The sequence below is a fragment of the Paenibacillus sp. MAHUQ-45 genome, from assembly GCF_058133325.1.
Window position 1 is genome coordinate 18,413 of sequence record NZ_JBYUPV010000020.1, and the last position, 16,257, is coordinate 34,669.

26 protein-coding genes are annotated in these 16,257 nt (G+C 45.5%); 2 read left to right on the plus strand and 24 right to left on the minus strand.

From position 1 onward, the window contains the following. Positions 1-7 precede the first annotated feature (7 nt). From rplF to AC3Y23_RS27570, 19 genes are all read right to left on the minus strand, one after another. Positions 8-550, minus strand: coding sequence for a 50S ribosomal protein L6 (gene rplF / locus AC3Y23_RS27480; RefSeq protein ID WP_379205175.1), 543 nt, complete (start codon positions 548-550; stop codon positions 8-10). Positions 551-580: 30 nt separating this feature from the next. Beyond that, complete coding sequence (gene rpsH, locus AC3Y23_RS27485) at positions 581-979, minus strand: 30S ribosomal protein S8 (RefSeq protein WP_039877390.1); 399 nt, start codon at positions 977-979, stop codon at positions 581-583. 32 nt (positions 980-1,011) lie between these two features. Beyond that, entirely contained in the window at positions 1,012-1,197 is a 186-nt protein-coding gene (locus AC3Y23_RS27490) for a type Z 30S ribosomal protein S14 (RefSeq protein ID WP_036589425.1), read from the minus strand. A 48-nt stretch (positions 1,198-1,245) separates the two neighbouring features. Continuing rightward, positions 1,246-1,788 carry a 50S ribosomal protein L5 gene (gene rplE, locus AC3Y23_RS27495; RefSeq protein ID WP_379205178.1) on the minus strand — a complete coding sequence of 181 codons (543 nt, stop codon included), beginning with the start codon at positions 1,786-1,788 and terminating at the stop codon, positions 1,246-1,248. A gap of 29 nt (positions 1,789-1,817) precedes the next feature. Next, a complete protein-coding gene (rplX, locus tag AC3Y23_RS27500) occupies positions 1,818-2,171 on the minus strand; it encodes a 50S ribosomal protein L24 (protein WP_379205180.1) in 354 nt (117 codons plus the stop codon). A 48-nt stretch (positions 2,172-2,219) separates the two neighbouring features. Further along, on the minus strand, positions 2,220-2,588 hold the full coding sequence (gene rplN / locus AC3Y23_RS27505) for a 50S ribosomal protein L14 (protein WP_066367616.1): 369 nt from the start codon (positions 2,586-2,588) through the stop codon (positions 2,220-2,222). Positions 2,589-2,626: 38 nt separating this feature from the next. Beyond that, positions 2,627-2,893: a 30S ribosomal protein S17 gene (rpsQ, locus tag AC3Y23_RS27510; RefSeq protein WP_066367620.1), complete on the minus strand. Its 267-nt coding sequence runs from the start codon at positions 2,891-2,893 to the stop codon at positions 2,627-2,629. A gap of 43 nt (positions 2,894-2,936) precedes the next feature. Continuing rightward, complete coding sequence (rpmC, locus tag AC3Y23_RS27515) at positions 2,937-3,134, minus strand: 50S ribosomal protein L29 (RefSeq protein ID WP_066367623.1); 198 nt, start codon at positions 3,132-3,134, stop codon at positions 2,937-2,939. Continuing rightward, positions 3,124-3,558: a 50S ribosomal protein L16 gene (gene rplP / locus AC3Y23_RS27520; protein ID WP_379205183.1), complete on the minus strand. Its 435-nt coding sequence runs from the start codon at positions 3,556-3,558 to the stop codon at positions 3,124-3,126. The genes rpmC and rplP overlap by 11 nt, the downstream gene beginning before the upstream one ends. Before the next feature lie 2 nt (positions 3,559-3,560). Further along, entirely contained in the window at positions 3,561-4,226 is a 666-nt protein-coding gene (gene rpsC, locus AC3Y23_RS27525) for a 30S ribosomal protein S3 (protein WP_175370343.1), read from the minus strand. A gap of 14 nt (positions 4,227-4,240) precedes the next feature. Then, complete coding sequence (gene rplV / locus AC3Y23_RS27530) at positions 4,241-4,573, minus strand: 50S ribosomal protein L22 (RefSeq protein ID WP_019908228.1); 333 nt, start codon at positions 4,571-4,573, stop codon at positions 4,241-4,243. A 31-nt stretch (positions 4,574-4,604) separates the two neighbouring features. Beyond that, positions 4,605-4,883 carry a 30S ribosomal protein S19 gene (gene rpsS, locus AC3Y23_RS27535; protein WP_019908227.1) on the minus strand — a complete coding sequence of 93 codons (279 nt, stop codon included), beginning with the start codon at positions 4,881-4,883 and terminating at the stop codon, positions 4,605-4,607. Positions 4,884-4,959: 76 nt separating this feature from the next. After that, complete coding sequence (rplB, locus tag AC3Y23_RS27540; RefSeq protein ID WP_066367631.1) at positions 4,960-5,790, minus strand: 50S ribosomal protein L2; 831 nt, start codon at positions 5,788-5,790, stop codon at positions 4,960-4,962. Positions 5,791-5,817: 27 nt separating this feature from the next. Continuing rightward, the gene (gene rplW / locus AC3Y23_RS27545; RefSeq protein ID WP_019908225.1) at positions 5,818-6,111 is read right to left on the minus strand and encodes a 50S ribosomal protein L23; all 294 of its coding nucleotides are present in this window, start codon (positions 6,109-6,111) and stop codon (positions 5,818-5,820) included. Next, positions 6,111-6,734: a 50S ribosomal protein L4 gene (gene rplD / locus AC3Y23_RS27550; RefSeq protein ID WP_379205187.1), complete on the minus strand. Its 624-nt coding sequence runs from the start codon at positions 6,732-6,734 to the stop codon at positions 6,111-6,113. Before rplD ends, rplW begins: the two co-directional genes overlap by 1 nt. A gap of 25 nt (positions 6,735-6,759) precedes the next feature. After that, the gene (gene rplC, locus AC3Y23_RS27555; RefSeq protein WP_066367635.1) at positions 6,760-7,383 is read right to left on the minus strand and encodes a 50S ribosomal protein L3; all 624 of its coding nucleotides are present in this window, start codon (positions 7,381-7,383) and stop codon (positions 6,760-6,762) included. Positions 7,384-7,424: 41 nt separating this feature from the next. Further along, a complete protein-coding gene (gene rpsJ, locus AC3Y23_RS27560; RefSeq protein ID WP_017692074.1) occupies positions 7,425-7,733 on the minus strand; it encodes a 30S ribosomal protein S10 in 309 nt (102 codons plus the stop codon). Between the two features lie 245 nt (positions 7,734-7,978). Continuing rightward, complete coding sequence (locus AC3Y23_RS27565; RefSeq protein WP_379205190.1) at positions 7,979-9,328, minus strand: protoglobin domain-containing protein; 1,350 nt, start codon at positions 9,326-9,328, stop codon at positions 7,979-7,981. 277 nt (positions 9,329-9,605) lie between these two features. Beyond that, positions 9,606-10,475 (minus strand): Crp/Fnr family transcriptional regulator, encoded by an 870-nt coding sequence (locus AC3Y23_RS27570; RefSeq protein WP_379205256.1) that lies wholly within the window; start codon positions 10,473-10,475, stop codon positions 9,606-9,608. 30 nt (positions 10,476-10,505) lie between these two features. On the opposite strand from AC3Y23_RS27570, the gene AC3Y23_RS27575 reads away from it, so the two are divergent. Beyond that, positions 10,506-10,808 carry a V4R domain-containing protein gene (locus tag AC3Y23_RS27575; protein WP_379205192.1) on the plus strand — a complete coding sequence of 101 codons (303 nt, stop codon included), beginning with the start codon at positions 10,506-10,508 and terminating at the stop codon, positions 10,806-10,808. A 200-nt stretch (positions 10,809-11,008) separates the two neighbouring features. Then, a complete protein-coding gene (locus AC3Y23_RS27580) occupies positions 11,009-11,182 on the plus strand; it encodes a cupin domain-containing protein (protein WP_379205195.1) in 174 nt (57 codons plus the stop codon). Between the two features lie 168 nt (positions 11,183-11,350). Here AC3Y23_RS27580 and tuf read toward each other — a convergent pair whose 3' ends face one another. The 5 genes from tuf to AC3Y23_RS27605 all read right to left on the minus strand — a co-directional run bounded on the left by tuf (position 11,351) and on the right by AC3Y23_RS27605 (position 16,090). Then, on the minus strand, positions 11,351-12,541 hold the full coding sequence (gene tuf / locus AC3Y23_RS27585) for an elongation factor Tu (protein ID WP_379205197.1): 1,191 nt from the start codon (positions 12,539-12,541) through the stop codon (positions 11,351-11,353). 102 nt (positions 12,542-12,643) lie between these two features. Further along, entirely contained in the window at positions 12,644-14,722 is a 2,079-nt protein-coding gene (fusA, locus tag AC3Y23_RS27590; protein WP_379205199.1) for an elongation factor G, read from the minus strand. Positions 14,723-14,769: 47 nt separating this feature from the next. After that, the gene (gene rpsG / locus AC3Y23_RS27595) at positions 14,770-15,240 is read right to left on the minus strand and encodes a 30S ribosomal protein S7 (protein ID WP_019908219.1); all 471 of its coding nucleotides are present in this window, start codon (positions 15,238-15,240) and stop codon (positions 14,770-14,772) included. A gap of 42 nt (positions 15,241-15,282) precedes the next feature. Beyond that, positions 15,283-15,702, minus strand: coding sequence for a 30S ribosomal protein S12 (rpsL, locus tag AC3Y23_RS27600; protein WP_066367672.1), 420 nt, complete (start codon positions 15,700-15,702; stop codon positions 15,283-15,285). A gap of 136 nt (positions 15,703-15,838) precedes the next feature. Continuing rightward, positions 15,839-16,090 (minus strand): ribosomal L7Ae/L30e/S12e/Gadd45 family protein, encoded by a 252-nt coding sequence (locus AC3Y23_RS27605; RefSeq protein WP_066367675.1) that lies wholly within the window; start codon positions 16,088-16,090, stop codon positions 15,839-15,841. Between the last annotated feature and the right edge of the window lie 167 nt (positions 16,091-16,257).

The following is a 16,257-nucleotide window of genomic DNA, read 5'->3' on the forward strand; positions in this document are numbered from 1 at the left end:
GGGCCGATTATTTCTTCTTACCGGCTTTACCTTCCTTGCGGATGATACGCTCGCCTTCATATTTGATACCTTTACCTTTATACGGTTCAGGTTCACGTACGGAACGGATTTTGGCAGCATAAGCGCCTACGCGTTCTTTGTCGATACCTTTAACGATGATCTTCGTGTTCGCAGGAACTTCGAACTCGATACCCGCTTCCGGTGTAATTTCAACCGGGTGGGAGTAACCAACGTTCAGAACGATTTTATCTCCGGATTTGCTTGCACGATATCCGACCCCAACCAGTTCCAGAGATTTCGAAAAACCTTCAGTCACACCACTCACCATGTTGCTGACAACGGAGCGGGTTGTGCCGTGAAGTGAACGATGCAATTTGTTATCCGACGGGCGAACAACAGTGATTTCGTTATTTTCAACTGTAATCTTCATGTCTTTATGAAGCTCACGAGTCAAAGTGCCTTTTGGACCTTTTACTGTAATAACGGCGTTGTCCAAAGTGACATCTACACCGCTAGGTACTGCGATTGGTTTGCGACCAATACGAGACATGTGTTGCACCTCCTTATCTTGTGACGTTTATTACCAAACGTAGCAGACAACTTCTCCGCCCGATTTAGATTGACGAGCTTCTTTGTCGGTCATAACTCCCTTGGATGTGGAGATAATCGCGATTCCAAGGCCGCCGAGTACACGAGGAACTTCATTGCTCTTCGTGTAAACGCGAAGGCCTGGCTTACTGATTCTTTTCAGTCCAGAAATAACGCGCTCTTGGTTAGGGCCGTATTTCAAGAAGATACGGATAATCCCTTGTTTGCTATCCTCAACGAATTCAGCATCACGAATGAAGCCTTCACGCTTCAAGATGTCCGCGATTTGTTTTTTCATTGTAGAAGCAGGCATTTCTACTGTCTCGTGACGCACAATGTTAGCGTTACGAATACGAGTAAGCATATCTGCAATAGGATCAGACATAGTCATGTGTGTAAACCTCCTTCCCGTTTATAAACTTCTTACCAACTTGCTTTTTTCACGCCAGGGATCTGGCCTTTATAAGCTAATTCACGGAAACAAATTCTGCAAATTTTGAACTTTTGCAGTACCGAATGTGGACGACCACAACGCTCGCAACGTGTATAAGCACGTACTTTGAACTTAGGTTCGCGTTGTTGTTTAACTTTCATCGAAGTTTTTGCCACTTAGCCTGACACCTCCTAAACAGTTTCGGAGAAATGGATGAACCGACCTTATTTTACGAAAGGCGCTCCCAGTTGCGTAAGCAACTCACGGGATTCCTCGTCCGTCTTTGCCGTCGTTACGATAACGATGTCCATACCGCGGACTTTATCCACTTTGTCATACTCGATTTCTGGGAAGATCAATTGTTCTTTAAGACCCAGTGTGTAGTTACCACGGCCGTCAAAAGCCTTGTTGGAAATACCACGGAAGTCACGTACGCGTGGAAGCGTTACGTTGAACAATTTGTCCAGGAAGTAGTACATGCGATCTCCGCGCAGTGTTACTTTAACCCCGATCGGCATGTTCTCGCGCAGTTTGAAACCGGCGATGGACTTTTTAGCTTTAGTGATTACTGGCTTTTGACCAGCGATCAATTGCATATCGTTAACTGCTGCATCAAGTACTTTCGAGTTTTGAACAGCGTCACCCACACCCATGTTGATGACAACCTTCTCGATCTTAGGTACTTGCATAACAGTCGAATAGTTAAACTTCTGCATCAAAGCAGGAGTAATTTCGTTCAGAAAACGTTCTTTCATTCTTGCTGCCATGAAGATTTTCCTCCTTTCCTTAGGGCTGATTAGTCGATAATTTCTCCGGATCTCTTAGCAACCCGTACCTTCTTACCGTTATCCAATACTTTGTAACCGATGCGGGTTACTTTACCACTCTTCGGATCAATGTGCATTACGTTGGACACATGGATCGAAGCTTCCTGCTCGATGATTCCACCTTGTGGATTCAACTGGTTCGGCTTTTGGTGTTTTTTCACCAAGTTCACGCCTTCTACCAGGACTCGGTTTTGGCGAGGGTAAGCAGCGATGACACGACCTTTTTTACCTTTGTCTTTCCCGCTGATCACAATCACCACGTCGTCTTTTTTCACGTGCAGTTTATTGTTATGGGATTCCAGAACTTTTTTCACTCTAGGCATTTATTACACCTCCTATGACTAACCTTCGGTTTATTAAAACCGTGTGTATTAGATAACTTCCGGTGCCAAGGAAACGATCTTCATGTAGTCTTTATCGCGAAGTTCGCGAGCAACTGGTCCGAAGATACGCGTTCCGCGTGGGCTTCTGTCGTCTTTAACAACAACAGCTGCATTTTCGTCAAAAGAGATGTAAGAACCGTCTTTACGACGTACAGAACGCTTAGTGCGAACAACAACCGCTCTAACTACATCACCCTTTTTGACAACGCCGCCTGGTGTTGCTTGTTTTACCGAGCAAACGATCAGATCGCCAATTGCTGCTGTACGGCGTCCAGTACCACCCAGTACGCGGATACACATCAGTTCCTTCGCACCAGAGTTGTCAGCCACATGCAAACGTGTAAATGGTTGAATCATTATATTTTCCTCCTTCCGGAAAGGCTTTGCCCATTATCTTAGATAATAATCGCTTTTTCTACCACTTCAACCAGTCTCCAACGTTTGTCTTTCGACAATGGACGAGTTTCCATGACTTTAACGACATCACCAATTTTAGCTACATTCTCTTCATCATGTGCCTTGAATTTCTTCGTGGACTTGATGCGTTTGTGATACAAGTTGTGCTTCTTATAGGTTTCAACAGCAATTACGATGGTTTTATCCATTTTGTCGCTGACTACTTTACCAACCAGCACTTTACGTGCATTACGCTCTTCGCTCATAGTTAGCCTCCTTCCTGAATACGGATATAAAATCCGCCATCACTTAACTAATCCCAAGTACTCTTTGATGGATAATGGTTTTAGCACGAGCTATTTCCTTACGCACATCACGAATCCGAGTCGGGTTGTCCAGTTGGCCAGTTGCCAATTGAAAACGGAGATTGAAAAGCTCTTCCTTGAATCCGGCGATCTTTTGTTCAATCTCGGCAGTGGTTAAGTTGCGAAGTTCATTAGCTTTCATTTGCTTCACCACCCACTTCTTCACGTTTCACAAACTTAGTCTTAACAGGCAGCTTGTGAGCGGCAAGACGCATCGCTTCACGAGCGATTTCTTCCGACACGCCTCCGAGTTCGAACATAATCTTGCCCGGTTTAACTACGGCTACCCATTTCTCAACGTTACCTTTACCACTACCCATACGAACCTCAAGAGGCTTTTGAGTAATTGGCTTATCCGGGAAAATCTTAATCCACACTTTACCACCACGTTTGATGTAACGTGTCATCGCGATACGTGCAGCTTCGATTTGACGGTTAGTGATCCAAGATGGCTCCAGAGCTTGCAGACCGAATTCGCCGAAGTTCAGCGTGGTGCCGCCTTTTGCCATACCTTTCATGTGACCGCGTTGTTGCTTGCGGTGTTTAACGCGTTTTGGTACCAACATGATTAGTTGCCTCCTTCCTGAGCAGCTTGTTTCTTAGCTGGGGGAAGAACTTCTCCACGGTAGATCCATACTTTTACGCCGATACGGCCGTAAGTTGTATGTGCTTCAGCCGTTCCGTAATCGATATCGGCACGAAGCGTATGAAGTGGAACTGTTCCTTCGCTATAACCTTCTGAACGGGCAATCTCAGCGCCGCCAAGACGTCCGCCAACTTGTGTTTTAATCCCTTTTGCACCGGAACGCATAGTTCTTTGAATCGCTTGTTTCAAAGCACGACGGAACGATACGCGACGCTCCAATTGTTGTGCAATGCTTTCAGCAACCAGAATTGCATCCAATTCAGGGTGTTTGATTTCATTGATGTTGATGTGTACTTTCTTACCGCCGGCAATAGCAGTAACTGCGCTACGAAGAATTTCTACTTCTGCGCCACCCTTACCGATAACCATACCTGGCTTAGCAGTATGAATTGTTACGTTCACACGGTTTGCCGCTCTTTCGATCTCGATGCGGGAAACAGCGGAATCTTTCAATTTGCCTTTAAGGTATTCACGGATTTTGACGTCTTCCATTAAAAGAGTACCGAAATCTTTGCCTGCATACCATTTAGATTCCCAGTCACGAATAATTCCGACCCGGAGTCCGACTGGATTTACCTTTTGACCCACACGTTATCCCTCCCTTATTTCTCAGATACCACCAAAGTAATGTGGCTTGTGCGTTTATTGATCCGGCTAGCGCGGCCCATGGCGCGTGGACGGAAACGTTTCATAGTAGGACCCTGGTTAACGAAAACTTCGCTAACGAACAAGCTGTTCACGTCCATAGAATAGTTGTGCTCAGCATTCGCAATTGCTGAGTTAAGCAACTTCTCAACCACTGGAGAAGCCGACTTCGGAGTGTGGCGAAGAATTGCAATCGCTTCTCCAACTTGCTTACCGCGAATCAAGTCAACAACCAATTTCGCTTTACGAGCAGAAATGCGCACCGATCTAGCATGTGCTTTTGCTTCCATTGTTTTCCCTCCTCTCGAACGAAGAACTTAATTATCTTCTTGTTTTCTTATCGTCACCCGCGTGGCCTTTGTAAGTACGTGTTGGCGCGAACTCGCCCAATTTGTGACCTACCATATCTTCCGTTACGTATACTGGCACGTGTTTACGGCCGTCATATACACCAAACGTATGTCCGATAAACTGAGGGAAAATAGTGGAGCGACGGGACCAAGTTTTAACAACGACTTTCTTGTCTGCCGCGTTCAGTTCCTCAACTTTTTTCAGCAGGTAACCATCGATAAATGGTCCCTTTTTCAAACTGCGACCCATGTATGAATCCTCCCTTCATGACAAATCTTCAAACCGCGAATCGACGCTTCGCGCTTAACTTACTGCCAGAAGCGTCTTATTTCGTGCGGCGGCGAACGATATATTTATCAGATGCCTTGTTTTTCTTACGCGTTTTGTAACCAAGGGTTGGTTTACCCCAAGGAGACATAGGCGATTTACGTCCGATTGGAGCGCGGCCTTCACCACCACCGTGTGGGTGATCGTTAGGGTTCATTACTACCCCGCGAACTTCAGGACGTTGGCCAAGCCAGCGACTGCGTCCAGCTTTACCGATTTTGATCAATTCGTGATCTTCGTTACCTACGGAACCGATGGTTGCGCGGCAAACGCTCAGGATCTTACGAACTTCACCGGAGTTCAAGCGAACGGATACGTATTTTTCTTCTTTACCCAGCAATTGAGCTTCTGTACCAGCAGCACGAACCAATTGTCCGCCTTTACCTGGCTTCAACTCAATGTTGTGGATAACTGTACCAACCGGAATGTTTTCCAGTGGAAGGGTGTTACCAATTTTGATATCGGCTTTAGGGCCAGACTCAATCTTATCCCCAACTTTAAGGCCTTTAGGAGCGATGATGTAGCGTTTCTCTCCATCAGCATAGTGGATCAAAGCAATATTGGATGTACGGTTCGGGTCATACTCGATTGTAGCAACGCTACCAGGTATGCCGTCTTTCGTACGTTTGAAGTCGATAATACGGTATTTACGTTTGTGTCCGCCGCCGTGGTGACGAACCGTAATTTTACCTTGGTTGTTGCGGCCCGCTTTTTTGCTCAGTGGCGCAAGCAACGATTTCTCTGGCTGGTTTGTTGTGATTTCTTCAAACGTAGACACGGACATTGCGCGTCTGGCCGGAGAGGTCGGTTTGTACTTTTTGATTGGCACTATATTTCCCTCCTTACTTTAAGAGTATTATTCTACCGCTTCAAAGAATTCAAGCGGCTTGCTGTCCGGGCTCAGCTTAACGATGGCTTTTTTCCACTCTGGAGTATATCCGGAGTATTTGCCATAACGTTTCAGTTTGCCAGGTACACGCATTGTGTTCACACTAACTACTTTAACTTTGAAAATAGCCTCAACGGCTTTTTTGATTTCGGTCTTGTTAGCACGAATATCCACTTCAAAAGCGTATTTCAATTCGCTCATGTATTCGGAAGTGCGCTCCGTAATCACCGGACGTTTGATAATATCACGAGGATCTTTCATTACGCGAACACCTCCTCTACCTTCAGAACTGCTTCCTTGGTGATGATCAGTTTGTCGTACGAAAGTACGTCAAGAACATTGATGCCATCAGCCGCTACGAATTTCACCCCAGGGATGTTACGAGCGGAAAGAGCTACGTTATCGTTGTAGCTGTCAGCTACGATCAACGCTTTGCGATCTACTTTCAGATTGTTCAGAATAGCTGCGAATTCTTTCGTTTTCGGAGCATTCAATGTCAAGCTATCCAATACGATAATGTCTTTATCGAGAACTTTCGAAGACAACGCGGATTTGATAGCCAAACGGCGAACTTTCTTAGGCAGTTTCCAGGAATAGCTACGAGGAGTTGGTCCGAAGACTACGCCGCCGCCTTTCCATTGTGGGGAACGAATGGAGCCTTGACGAGCACGACCTGTACCTTTTTGTTTCCAAGGCTTACGTCCGCCGCCACGCACTTCAGAACGTCCTTTAACTTTGTGTGTACCACGACGAAGGGAAGCTCTTTGCAGCAATACAGCTTCATGCAGCACATGCACGTTCGGCTCAATACCGAATACTGTTTCACTCAGTTCAACTTCGCCAACTTCGCTACCACTGATATTAAAAAGTGTTACTTTTGGCATTTCATGTTCCTCCTTTCTTTAGGAATTATTTCTTAACGGTTTGTTTCACTTTCACAAAGCTGTTTTTAGGGCCCGGAATCGCGCCTTTAACCAGCAATACGTTACGTTCTACATCCACACGGATGATTTCAAGCTTTTGAACCGTCACAGTTGTGTGGCCCATGTGACCTGGAAGGCGTTTGCCCTTAGGAACACGGTTAGCTTGGATCGAACCCATGGAACCTGGTCTTCTGTGGTAACGGGAACCGTGAGCCATTGGTCCGCGGCTTTGTCCCCAACGCTTGATAACACCTTGGAAACCTTTACCCTTGGTTGTACCGGTTACGTCAACAAATTCGCCTTCTGCGAAAATGTCAGCCTTAAGCTCTTGTCCAACCTCGAGTGCCCCGAGATCAACACCGCGAATTTCGCGAACGTAGCGCTTAGGTGTTGCATTTGCCTTTTTGGCGTGACCTTGTTCAGGCTTGTTAGAGCGACTTTCCTTCTTGTCGGAAAAGCCCAACTGCACTGCTTCATATCCGTCGATATTCAGGTCTTTCTTTTGCAGTACCACACAAGGTCCAGCTTCGATAACAGTAACAGGAATTACGTTACCTTCTGCAGTAAACACTTGAGTCATACCGAGTTTTTTTCCCAAGATACCTTTCATGTTGACACCTCTTTTCTTTTCCTAAGTTCCTAATGTTAGTATTACAATTTGATTTCGATATCTACACCGGACGGCAGATCCAAGCGCATCAAGGCGTCCACAGTTTGTGGTGTTGGGTTCACAATATCGATCAAACGTTTGTGAGTCCGTTGTTCAAACTGTTCACGGGAATCCTTGTACTTGTGCACCGCACGGAGAATAGTAATGATTTGCTTCTCAGTTGGCAGCGGGATCGGCCCGGATACACCAGCACCGGAACGTTTTGCTGTTTCAACGATCTTCTCTGCGGATTGATCAAGAATTCTGTGGTCGTAAGCTTTCAAGCGAATACGAATTTTTTGCTTTGCCATTTTAGTCCCTCCTTCTATCGCCCAATTTGGTATCGGACATACTCCGTGAAAATTTTCCGACGTTCGTCCCCATGGCAAAGGGGCCGGGTGTGTCAGTAACCTCTCACATCATCGCAACGTCTCAGAACAACATTTATTATTATATAGAATAGGCGGATACTTTGCAAGCGAAAATAAAAAAACGCGCATAAATTTTTCATGCAGCGTTAATTTTGGTCCTAAATCGTCTTTCTTCTATATATAAGTTAAAGATTTTCCGTAGCTGATTTGAAAAACACTGCCGAGGACGCAGTCTGGGCTGTTGTGGATCCGATTCCTTCAATCGTCTCGATCAAAGTTCGTATTTCCTCTTCTACCGTAACAATCTCCTGAGTACTACGCTGCATGGCTTCCACAATCTCAGCGAAAAGTTGACTCGTCTCCGTGGATTTCTGCTTACCACTTTTAGTGAGTTCCTGGACCTTACGGATCTCCTCCACTACCTGTTGACTGAGCAGGCCTGACTTGCTCGTGAGCTCCCCAATCAATACTACTGTGGTCTTGGTATCCTCCGCAAGCCTGCTGACTTCGTGTGCGACTACAGCGAACCCTCTTCCATGCTCACCAGCCCTGGCTGCCTCTATAGTAGCATTTAGAGAAAGGATCTTGGTTTGATCGGCAATCTCCTGGACAGCAACCACAATCTTCTGGATCTGCTTAGCGGAACTGGACAGTTCATTCACCGATCGTTCCATCGCTTGGGTCCGCTCAAAGATATAGTTAATTCGTTCCGAGAGGTCACTCAAATGTGCTCGTCCATCCTGCGCCATCTCTTGAGACTCCTGAGCGGAAGCAGCCGTACGCTTGAAAGTATCATTAACTTCATTACTGCTGGCCACCAGCTGCTCCACAGCGGCGTTGGTATCCATGCTGAGATCTACCAGTTCACCACTGAATTCTGCTATTTTCTGCTTCAATTCATTTTTTACGGTCTCATACTGCACTTCTTTCTCGCGGATATTCTCTTTCTCGTAGGCTTCCAGCACTAGTTGCTGTTCCAGATTCAACAGCTTAGTCACAGTCTGGACAAAGGCCACTCGTTCCTGATCATTGGTTGCTTCATTGTGGATAACAGTGATAAATACATTTTGGAGGTTTTGAAAAGCGGATAAGTACCATTTGGGCTCAAGCCCAACTCTCTTATGGATGTTTGCAATGTGGAGGCGTTTGGCAATATATTCTTCATTAACATTGCCGTCGAAGATCTCGATGATGTGATCGTGCAGCGTTTTTTTCAGTCGCTCAATACTACTGTGCTCCTGAATGATGGCTTCTAACTTGCGCACGCCCAACACCGAGTTGTAAAACTGATCAATGATGTAATCAATATTGCGTTCGAGAATCGGCTTGATCTTACGTAGCTGAGATAAATCTTCTTTCGTAAGATCAATCATTTTCATCTGCTCATTAAGCTCCTCATGCCCGTCAAGACTATGAAAGACCCCATTAACTAACGTTAAGGAAGTAGCCTCATGAGAGGAATCTATATCGGGAGGTTTCACAGTGTTCCTTCGTAAAGCTAAAGTGTGCATAAAAGAAAACGGACATTTCCCCATAATAACACTCCCCAAATCCCTATCTTTTTACAATGAATATATTCTCATATTATCCTATCCATCTGTTAAGTGTAAAGAATTTTAAGTTGTTTTTTGTAGGAATTTGTTGAAATAAATCAGATAAAAGCTGTATCTATCTTTTTTCATGTCGCATTTTGTATTTTAATGTCTTATTTCTTACTTGCTCTCTTGAATATTAAAAAGAAGTCTCACATTGATACCAGAAGGTATCTTGCTAAAACTCCTTAAATAAAGGTCACCATTGGTAAGGTAAATCTTAGGTACACAATATTTTTCTACTCGTACGGATCTCGCTCATACCTATTAGGGCATCCAAGTCTAAAATATTGATCACTCGTTTACGCACCGCAATCCATTTCCACTTAACAAATTGGTTGAGCTTTCGGCTTAGCGTTTCTGCAGTTGTTCCGATCATTGCTGCGATTTCTTTTTTGGGTGCTGGCAAAAGGATCTCTCTCGAATGCTCTCCATATGCCCGAACTGCTGCATCCTTTGAATAGAAGTAGATGAGAATTTTGGCCAGCCGCTGTTCCACCTCTAGCATATGCATCGCACCAGCCCACTCCTCTGCATAATGGAGCTGCTCACTCATCGACAGTAGGAAGTTATACGCAAGCGTCGCATTACCCGCCAATAAAGGGAGGAACTGCTCTCTGTGCAAGCAGCATACTGTACCCTCTTCCAGCATCTCAGCATTAACATAACTCTCTGTGTTCTTCAGCATGGAGAACTGACCACAATAATCCCCTGGGAACAGAAACCGCAAAATATGCTCCTTTCCATCCCGACTGCTCTGTGTAAGTTTAATCATGCCCGAATGCAATACAAATAAAGAATCCGATGGTTCACCTTCAACGCATACCAGATCCCCCTTGCTATAGCGCTTCGACTCAATAATCCCCTCTATAAGTGCTACTTCTGCATCCGTTAGACCTTTAAATACCGGCACACGCTGAACACAGGAAGATAAACAACAACTAGAACAGGACATGTTATCTCCCTTCTTTATAGTGATACTCTTACCATAGCAAAGCGCTACCTTCATCCTTGTGATTACCATCACCGTAATTTTGAATAATTGATCTATATCAAGGACGTAACTCTTTAAGACTGTCACAATAGGCATATAGAAAAAGATTATCAGGAGGAAATGCTCATGCTGCAATACAGCTTTGAGGATATGAAGAGAATGGACCGGGCTCAGCTAGGCAATATGGTTCCACTAGAGCTTTTTCGCACGATACGCCTGATCGGACTGAACCAAGGTCTTCCTATGGGGGGAAAGGATGACTGCTTTTGCAAAGGGCTGCCTGTACAGGAGGAAAAAATGATCTGTGATCTAGAAGGCGCAATTCTAGAAGGGGCAATATCCAAAATTATGGGTCGAATAATACCGGTAAGAGAGATCAAGTGCGATGCCCCTGGTCACAAGCACTGTGAGTATGAGATCAGACTTTAACTAAACAACCTATAAGGAAAGGTAGATTTTCATGCAGAAATTGATTTTATCCGAAGCTATCCAATACAAAGAAAGCCGTTTTACAAAAAGAGTTCTCTTTCAAGAAGGCGAAAGCGTCGTATTCGTACTAAATTTCCTGCCCGGTCAGCAACTACCCACACATACACATCCAGGAACTGATGTCTACATTCTGATGCTTGATGGCAAGGGCACAAATTACTGTGGACGGAGTAGATAAGGAGAGCAATAAGGGAGAGGTTATCCACATCGGTGGAGAGGAAGCATTTGCTTTTCATAACAGTGGGGAAATCCCGGCAAGTCTATATGTCGTATTATGCAAAATCCCAGATGCAGCCTACACCCGTAACGTTTAGATGAATTTGTTCTCCTTAAAAAAGCTCTGTTGCCGCATTTAGTGGTGCAGAGTTTTTTATGTGTTTATGTATACATCTATGTATCTATGAATGTACAAAAAAACAGAGGATCTTCAAGAGAAGACCCTCTGTCCTTATTAAGCAACTATCCTAATGGATAGAGCCAAATTATTTAGTGATGGTTGCTACAGCGCCGGCGCCAACTGTACGTCCACCTTCACGAATGGAGAACTTAGTACCTTCTTCAATCGCGATTGGGGAGATCAGGGCAACCGTTACAGTGATGTTATCACCAGGCATAACCATTTCAGTACCTTCTGGCAGGTTGATGATACCAGTTACGTCAGTTGTACGGAAGTAGAACTGTGGACGGTAACCAGTGAAGAAAGGCTTGTGACGGCCACCTTCTTCTTTAGTCAGAACGTAGATTTGAGCACTGAATTCAGTGTGTGGCTTAACGGAAGCTGGTTTAGCCAATACTTGACCGCGCTCGATGTTGTTACGGTCTACACCACGAAGCAAAGCTCCGATGTTGTCGCCCGCTTGAGCGGAATCCAGCAATTTACGGAACATTTCAACGCCCGTAACTACGGATTTCTTAGTTTCTTCGTGAATACCAACGATTTCGATTTCTTCGCCCACTTTAATGGTTCCGCGTTCTACGCGACCAGTTGCCACAGTACCGCGGCCAGTGATGGAGAATACGTCCTCGACAGGCATCAAGAAAGGCTTGTCAGTTTGACGCTCTGGAAGTGGAATGTACTCATCGATGATGTTGAACATTTCAACGATCTTTTGAGCCCACTCGCCGTCTGGGTTTTGCAGAGCTTCACGAGCGGATCCACGAGTGATTGGAGTGTCGTCGCCTGGGAAGTCATACTCGCTCAGCAAGTCGCGAACTTCCATTTCAACCAGTTCCAACAACTCTTCGTCTTCAACCATATCACACTTGTTCAAGAAGACAACGATGTAAGGAACACCTACTTGGCGGGACAACAGGATGTGTTCGCGAGTTTGTGGCATTGGGCCGTCAGCTGCGGATACAACCAGGATCGCTCCGTCCATTTGCGCTGCGCCAGTGATCATGTTTTTAACATAGTCGGCGTGACCAGGGCAGTCTACGTGTGCGTAGTGACGAGCAGGAGTTTCATATTCAACGTGAGCTGTGGAGATAGTGATACCGCGCTCGCGCTCTTCTGGAGCTTTATCGATTTGGTCGAATGCTACAGCAGCACCACCGTAAGTTTTGGACAATACAGTTGTGATTGCAGCAGTCAGAGTTGTTTTACCATGGTCGACGTGACCGATAGTACCAATGTTAACGTGTGGTTTAGTACGTTCAAACTTTGCCTTTGCCATTTGAACAGTTCCTCCTTAATATGGTTTCCTTGTATTTTAGAGCCGTCCGTCTAGTAGATTCAAAGATGACTGTTAATCGGAACGGCAAGTCAAAACGTTGTCTTACTCTCCGCCTTTGTTCTTGGACACGATTTCTTCAGCGATGTTCTTAGGAACTTCTTCATAGTGAGAAAGCTCCATTGAGAATACGCCGCGTCCTTGTGTACCGGAACGCAGGGTTGTGGAGTATCCGAACATTTCGGAAAGAGGTACCTTCGCACGAATAATTTGAGCACCACCACGGGAATCCATACCTTCGATCCGTCCACGGCGGGAGTTCAACATACCCATTACGTCGCCCATGTATTCCTCAGGAACAGTTACTTCCACTTTCATGATTGGCTCAAGCAAGATAGGTTTACACTTATCTTTTGCTGCTTTAAGCGCCATCGAACCAGCAATTTTAAATGCCATTTCGTTGGAGTCAACATCATGGTAAGAACCATCTACGATGGTTGCCTTAACGTCTACAAGCGGGAAGCCTGCAAGTACGCCGTTTTTCATTTGCTCTTCAATACCAGCAAGTGCAGGGGCGATGTATTCTCTTGGTACAGAACCACCGACGATCTTGCTTTCGAATTGGCTGCCAGTACCCGGCTCGAGAGGTTCAAACTCAACCCACACGTGACCGTACTGACCGCGACCTCCGGATTGACGAACGAATTTACCTTCAACGCGTGCTGGAGCTTTGAATGTTTCACGGTAAGCAACCTGTGGTTTACCCACGTTGGTTTCTACCTTAAATTCGCGGCGCATACGGTCGATGATAATATCCAGGTGAAGCTCACCCATACCTGCCAGGATTGTTTGGCCTGTTTCTTCGTCAGTGTGAGCGCGAAGAGTAGGATCCTCTTCTGTCAACTTACCGAGAGCAACACCCAATTTGTCTTGGTCAGCTTTGGTTTTTGGTTCAACTGCGATTTCGATAACCGGATCAGGGAAGTTCATGGACTCCAGAATAACCGGATGTTTCTCATCACATAGTGTATCACCTGTACCTGTATCTTTCAAACCAACGGCTGCCGCGATATCACCGGAGTATACTACGGAGATTTCTTGGCGGCTGTTCGCATGCATCTGCAGGATACGGCCGATACGCTCGCGTTTGTTCTTAGTAGCGTTAACTACGTAAGAACCGGACTCCAGAATACCGGAGTATACGCGGAAGAACGTAAGTTTACCAACATAAGGGTCTGTCATGATTTTAAATGCCAATGCAGCAAACGGCTCTTCATCCGAAGAATGACGAACAGTTTCTGTACCGTCTTCAAGGTGACCTTGAATCGCAGGTACGTCCACAGGAGATGGCAAGTAATCAACAACAGCATCCAGCATCAGCTGAATACCTTTGTTACGGTAGGAAGATCCACAAATTACTGGGAAGATCTTAACTTCAACTACGCCTTTGCGAATTGCAGCTTTGATTTCCGGAATTGTAAGTTCTTCGCCTTCCAGATACTTCATAGTCAGATCTTCATCAAGTTCAGCAACTTTCTCGATCAACTCGGTACGCAGTTCCTCAACTTGGGCCAAATATTCTTCCGGAATATCCGTTACTTCGATGTTTTGGCCAAGATCATCTTTAAAGATGTGTGCTTTTTGCTCAACTAGGTCGATAATACCCGCGAAATCACTTTCTGCACCAATTGGCAGTTGAATAGCAACTGCATTGGCTTGAAGACGATCGCGCATAGTTTCGATTACGTTAAGGAAATCCGCACCGATAATGTCCATTTTGTTAACATATGCGATACGTGGAACGTTATAACGGTCAGCCTGTCTCCATACGGTTTCAGACTGAGGTTCAACGCCCTCTTTCGCACTAAATACGCCTACTGCCCCATCCAATACACGCAGGGAACGTTCAACTTCAACAGTGAAGTCAACGTGCCCTGGGGTATCAATGATATTGATGCGGTGACCTTTCCACGCAGCAGTTGTAGCAGCGGACGTAATCGTGATTCCGCGCTCTTGTTCTTGTTCCATCCAGTCCATTGTAGCTGCACCCTCGTGAACTTCACCGATTTTGTGCGTACGGCCTGTGTAGAAAAGAATCCGCTCAGTAGTAGTCGTCTTACCAGCATCAATATGCGCCATGATCCCGATATTACGTGTATTTTTTAAGGAGAACTCTCTTGCCATTGAATGGAGCTCCTTTCAAAATAGAAGTTATTTTAATGACTAGAATCCTACCAACGGTAGTGAGCAAACGCTTTGTTCGCTTCAGCCATTTTGTGCGTGTCTTCACGTTTCTTAACGGAAGCACCAGTGTTGTTGGAAGCGTCGATGATCTCAGCCGCCAAACGCTCTTCCATAGTCTTCTCACCGCGGTTACGTGAATAGTTCACGAGCCAACGTAATCCCAAAGCAGTACGTCTTTCAGGCTTAACCTCGATAGGTACTTGGTAGTTCGCACCGCCGACACGACGAGCCTTAACTTCCAATACCGGCATGATATTCTTGATGGCAGCTTCGAAAACTTCCATCGGCTCTTTACCCGTACGTTCTTGAATCAGCTTGAACGAATTGTACAGAATGCTTTGAGCGACACCTCTTTTACCATCCAGCATAATGCGGTTGATCAAACGAGTAACCAACTTGCTATTATACAATGGATCTGGCAGTACGTCTCTCTTAGTAACTGGACCTTTGCGTGGCATGGATATCCCCCTTTCTTAAATGGTTCTTACTTAGTTTTAATCTTATTTCTTCACTTTAGGACGTTTTGCACCATACTTGGAGCGAGCTTGCATACGGTTAGCTACGCCAGCTGTATCCAGTGCACCACGAACGATGTGATAACGAACTCCCGCAAGGTCTTTAACTTTACCTCCGCGCAGCAATACAACGCTGTGCTCTTGAAGGTTGTGTCCGATACCTGGGATGTAAGCAGTCACCTCAAGACGGTTCGTCAAACGAACACGGGCATACTTACGAAGTGCGGAGTTTGGTTTACGTGGAGTCATTGTGCCTACACGAGTGCACACACCGCGTTTTTGCGGGGCGCTCAAATTTGTAGTCTCACGCTTCAGGGCGTTATACCCTTTTTGAAGAGCAGGAGATTTGGATTTGTCGATTTTGGCTTGACGGCCTTTACGAACCAATTGATTAATTGTTGGCATGTTGTGCCACCCCCTTCCTGAATTGATAACCTTCTTACGAACTTAAGTCCACAGACCCAGGTGGTTCATAAAAAGACAAATGAAAAGTCCTTGCTGCCGAAGTACACCCCGGTACAAAAACATTTCTAGATGCTTGCTATTGTTTTAAGACGGCTGCCATCGCAGCGCCCACTTCTATTCCGCAGGCCTTGCCCAAATTCAGCATCGTATCTACATAAGTGACCTTGACACCTTGTTTGTTACAAAGCATAACAATCCTGGAAGTAAGCCGTTGATCTCCGTCCTCTGCCACATATACTTCTGCGGCTTGGCCCATCTCCACCGCTTTGACGGTTTGCTTGGTACCGATCTTGACCTGAGCATCCTGTAATCCTCTATCTTCAGTCATGAAAAATCATTACCTCCAATGAACAAGAATAACAAGACTACTCACGCACCTTAGACATATTAGCATTATCAGAAGGCCCTGTCAAGAAAAACAGCAATAAATTTATAAAATCCATATCAGGCAATCGCGTCACGTCTAACCATGTAGAAATGACGCGAATACACTGA

Coding starts and splice junctions, on each gene's coding strand:
- AC3Y23_RS27565 (WP_379205190.1), bottom strand. CDS start 9,328: ATGGGGAAATGTCCGTTTTCTTTTATGCACACTTTAGCTTTACGAAGG.
- rpsS (WP_019908227.1), bottom strand. CDS start 4,883: ATGGGTCGCAGTTTGAAAAAGGGACCATTTATCGATGGTTACCTGCTG.
- rplP (WP_379205183.1), bottom strand. CDS start 3,558: ATGTTGGTACCAAAACGCGTTAAACACCGCAAGCAACAACGCGGTCAC.
- rplF (WP_379205175.1), bottom strand. CDS start 550: ATGTCTCGTATTGGTCGCAAACCAATCGCAGTACCTAGCGGTGTAGAT.
- AC3Y23_RS27570 (WP_379205256.1), bottom strand. CDS start 10,475: ATGCCTATTGTGACAGTCTTAAAGAGTTACGTCCTTGATATAGATCAA.
- rpmC (WP_066367623.1), bottom strand. CDS start 3,134: ATGAAAGCTAATGAACTTCGCAACTTAACCACTGCCGAGATTGAACAA.
- AC3Y23_RS27575 (WP_379205192.1), top strand. CDS start 10,506: ATGCTGCAATACAGCTTTGAGGATATGAAGAGAATGGACCGGGCTCAG.
- rplX (WP_379205180.1), bottom strand. CDS start 2,171: ATGCCTAGAGTGAAAAAAGTTCTGGAATCCCATAACAATAAACTGCAC.
- rplD (WP_379205187.1), bottom strand. CDS start 6,734: ATGCCAAAAGTAACACTTTTTAATATCAGTGGTAGCGAAGTTGGCGAA.
- AC3Y23_RS27605 (WP_066367675.1), bottom strand. CDS start 16,090: ATGACTGAAGATAGAGGATTACAGGATGCTCAGGTCAAGATCGGTACC.
- rpsH (WP_039877390.1), bottom strand. CDS start 979: ATGACTATGTCTGATCCTATTGCAGATATGCTTACTCGTATTCGTAAC.
- rpsL (WP_066367672.1), bottom strand. CDS start 15,702: ATGCCAACAATTAATCAATTGGTTCGTAAAGGCCGTCAAGCCAAAATC.
- AC3Y23_RS27580 (WP_379205195.1), top strand. CDS start 11,009: ATGGCAAGGGCACAAATTACTGTGGACGGAGTAGATAAGGAGAGCAAT.
- rplW (WP_019908225.1), bottom strand. CDS start 6,111: ATGAAAGATCCTCGTGATATTATCAAACGTCCGGTGATTACGGAGCGC.
- tuf (WP_379205197.1), bottom strand. CDS start 12,541: ATGGCAAAGGCAAAGTTTGAACGTACTAAACCACACGTTAACATTGGT.
- rplE (WP_379205178.1), bottom strand. CDS start 1,788: ATGGCAGCAAGAATGAAAGAACGTTTTCTGAACGAAATTACTCCTGCT.
- rplV (WP_019908228.1), bottom strand. CDS start 4,573: ATGGAAGCAAAAGCACATGCTAGATCGGTGCGCATTTCTGCTCGTAAA.
- rpsJ (WP_017692074.1), bottom strand. CDS start 7,733: ATGGCAAAGCAAAAAATTCGTATTCGCTTGAAAGCTTACGACCACAGA.
- rpsQ (WP_066367620.1), bottom strand. CDS start 2,893: ATGAGCGAAGAGCGTAATGCACGTAAAGTGCTGGTTGGTAAAGTAGTC.
- fusA (WP_379205199.1), bottom strand. CDS start 14,722: ATGGCAAGAGAGTTCTCCTTAAAAAATACACGTAATATCGGGATCATG.
- rpsG (WP_019908219.1), bottom strand. CDS start 15,240: ATGCCACGCAAAGGTCCAGTTACTAAGAGAGACGTACTGCCAGATCCA.
- rplC (WP_066367635.1), bottom strand. CDS start 7,383: ATGAAAGGTATCTTGGGAAAAAAACTCGGTATGACTCAAGTGTTTACT.
- rplN (WP_066367616.1), bottom strand. CDS start 2,588: ATGATTCAACCATTTACACGTTTGCATGTGGCTGACAACTCTGGTGCG.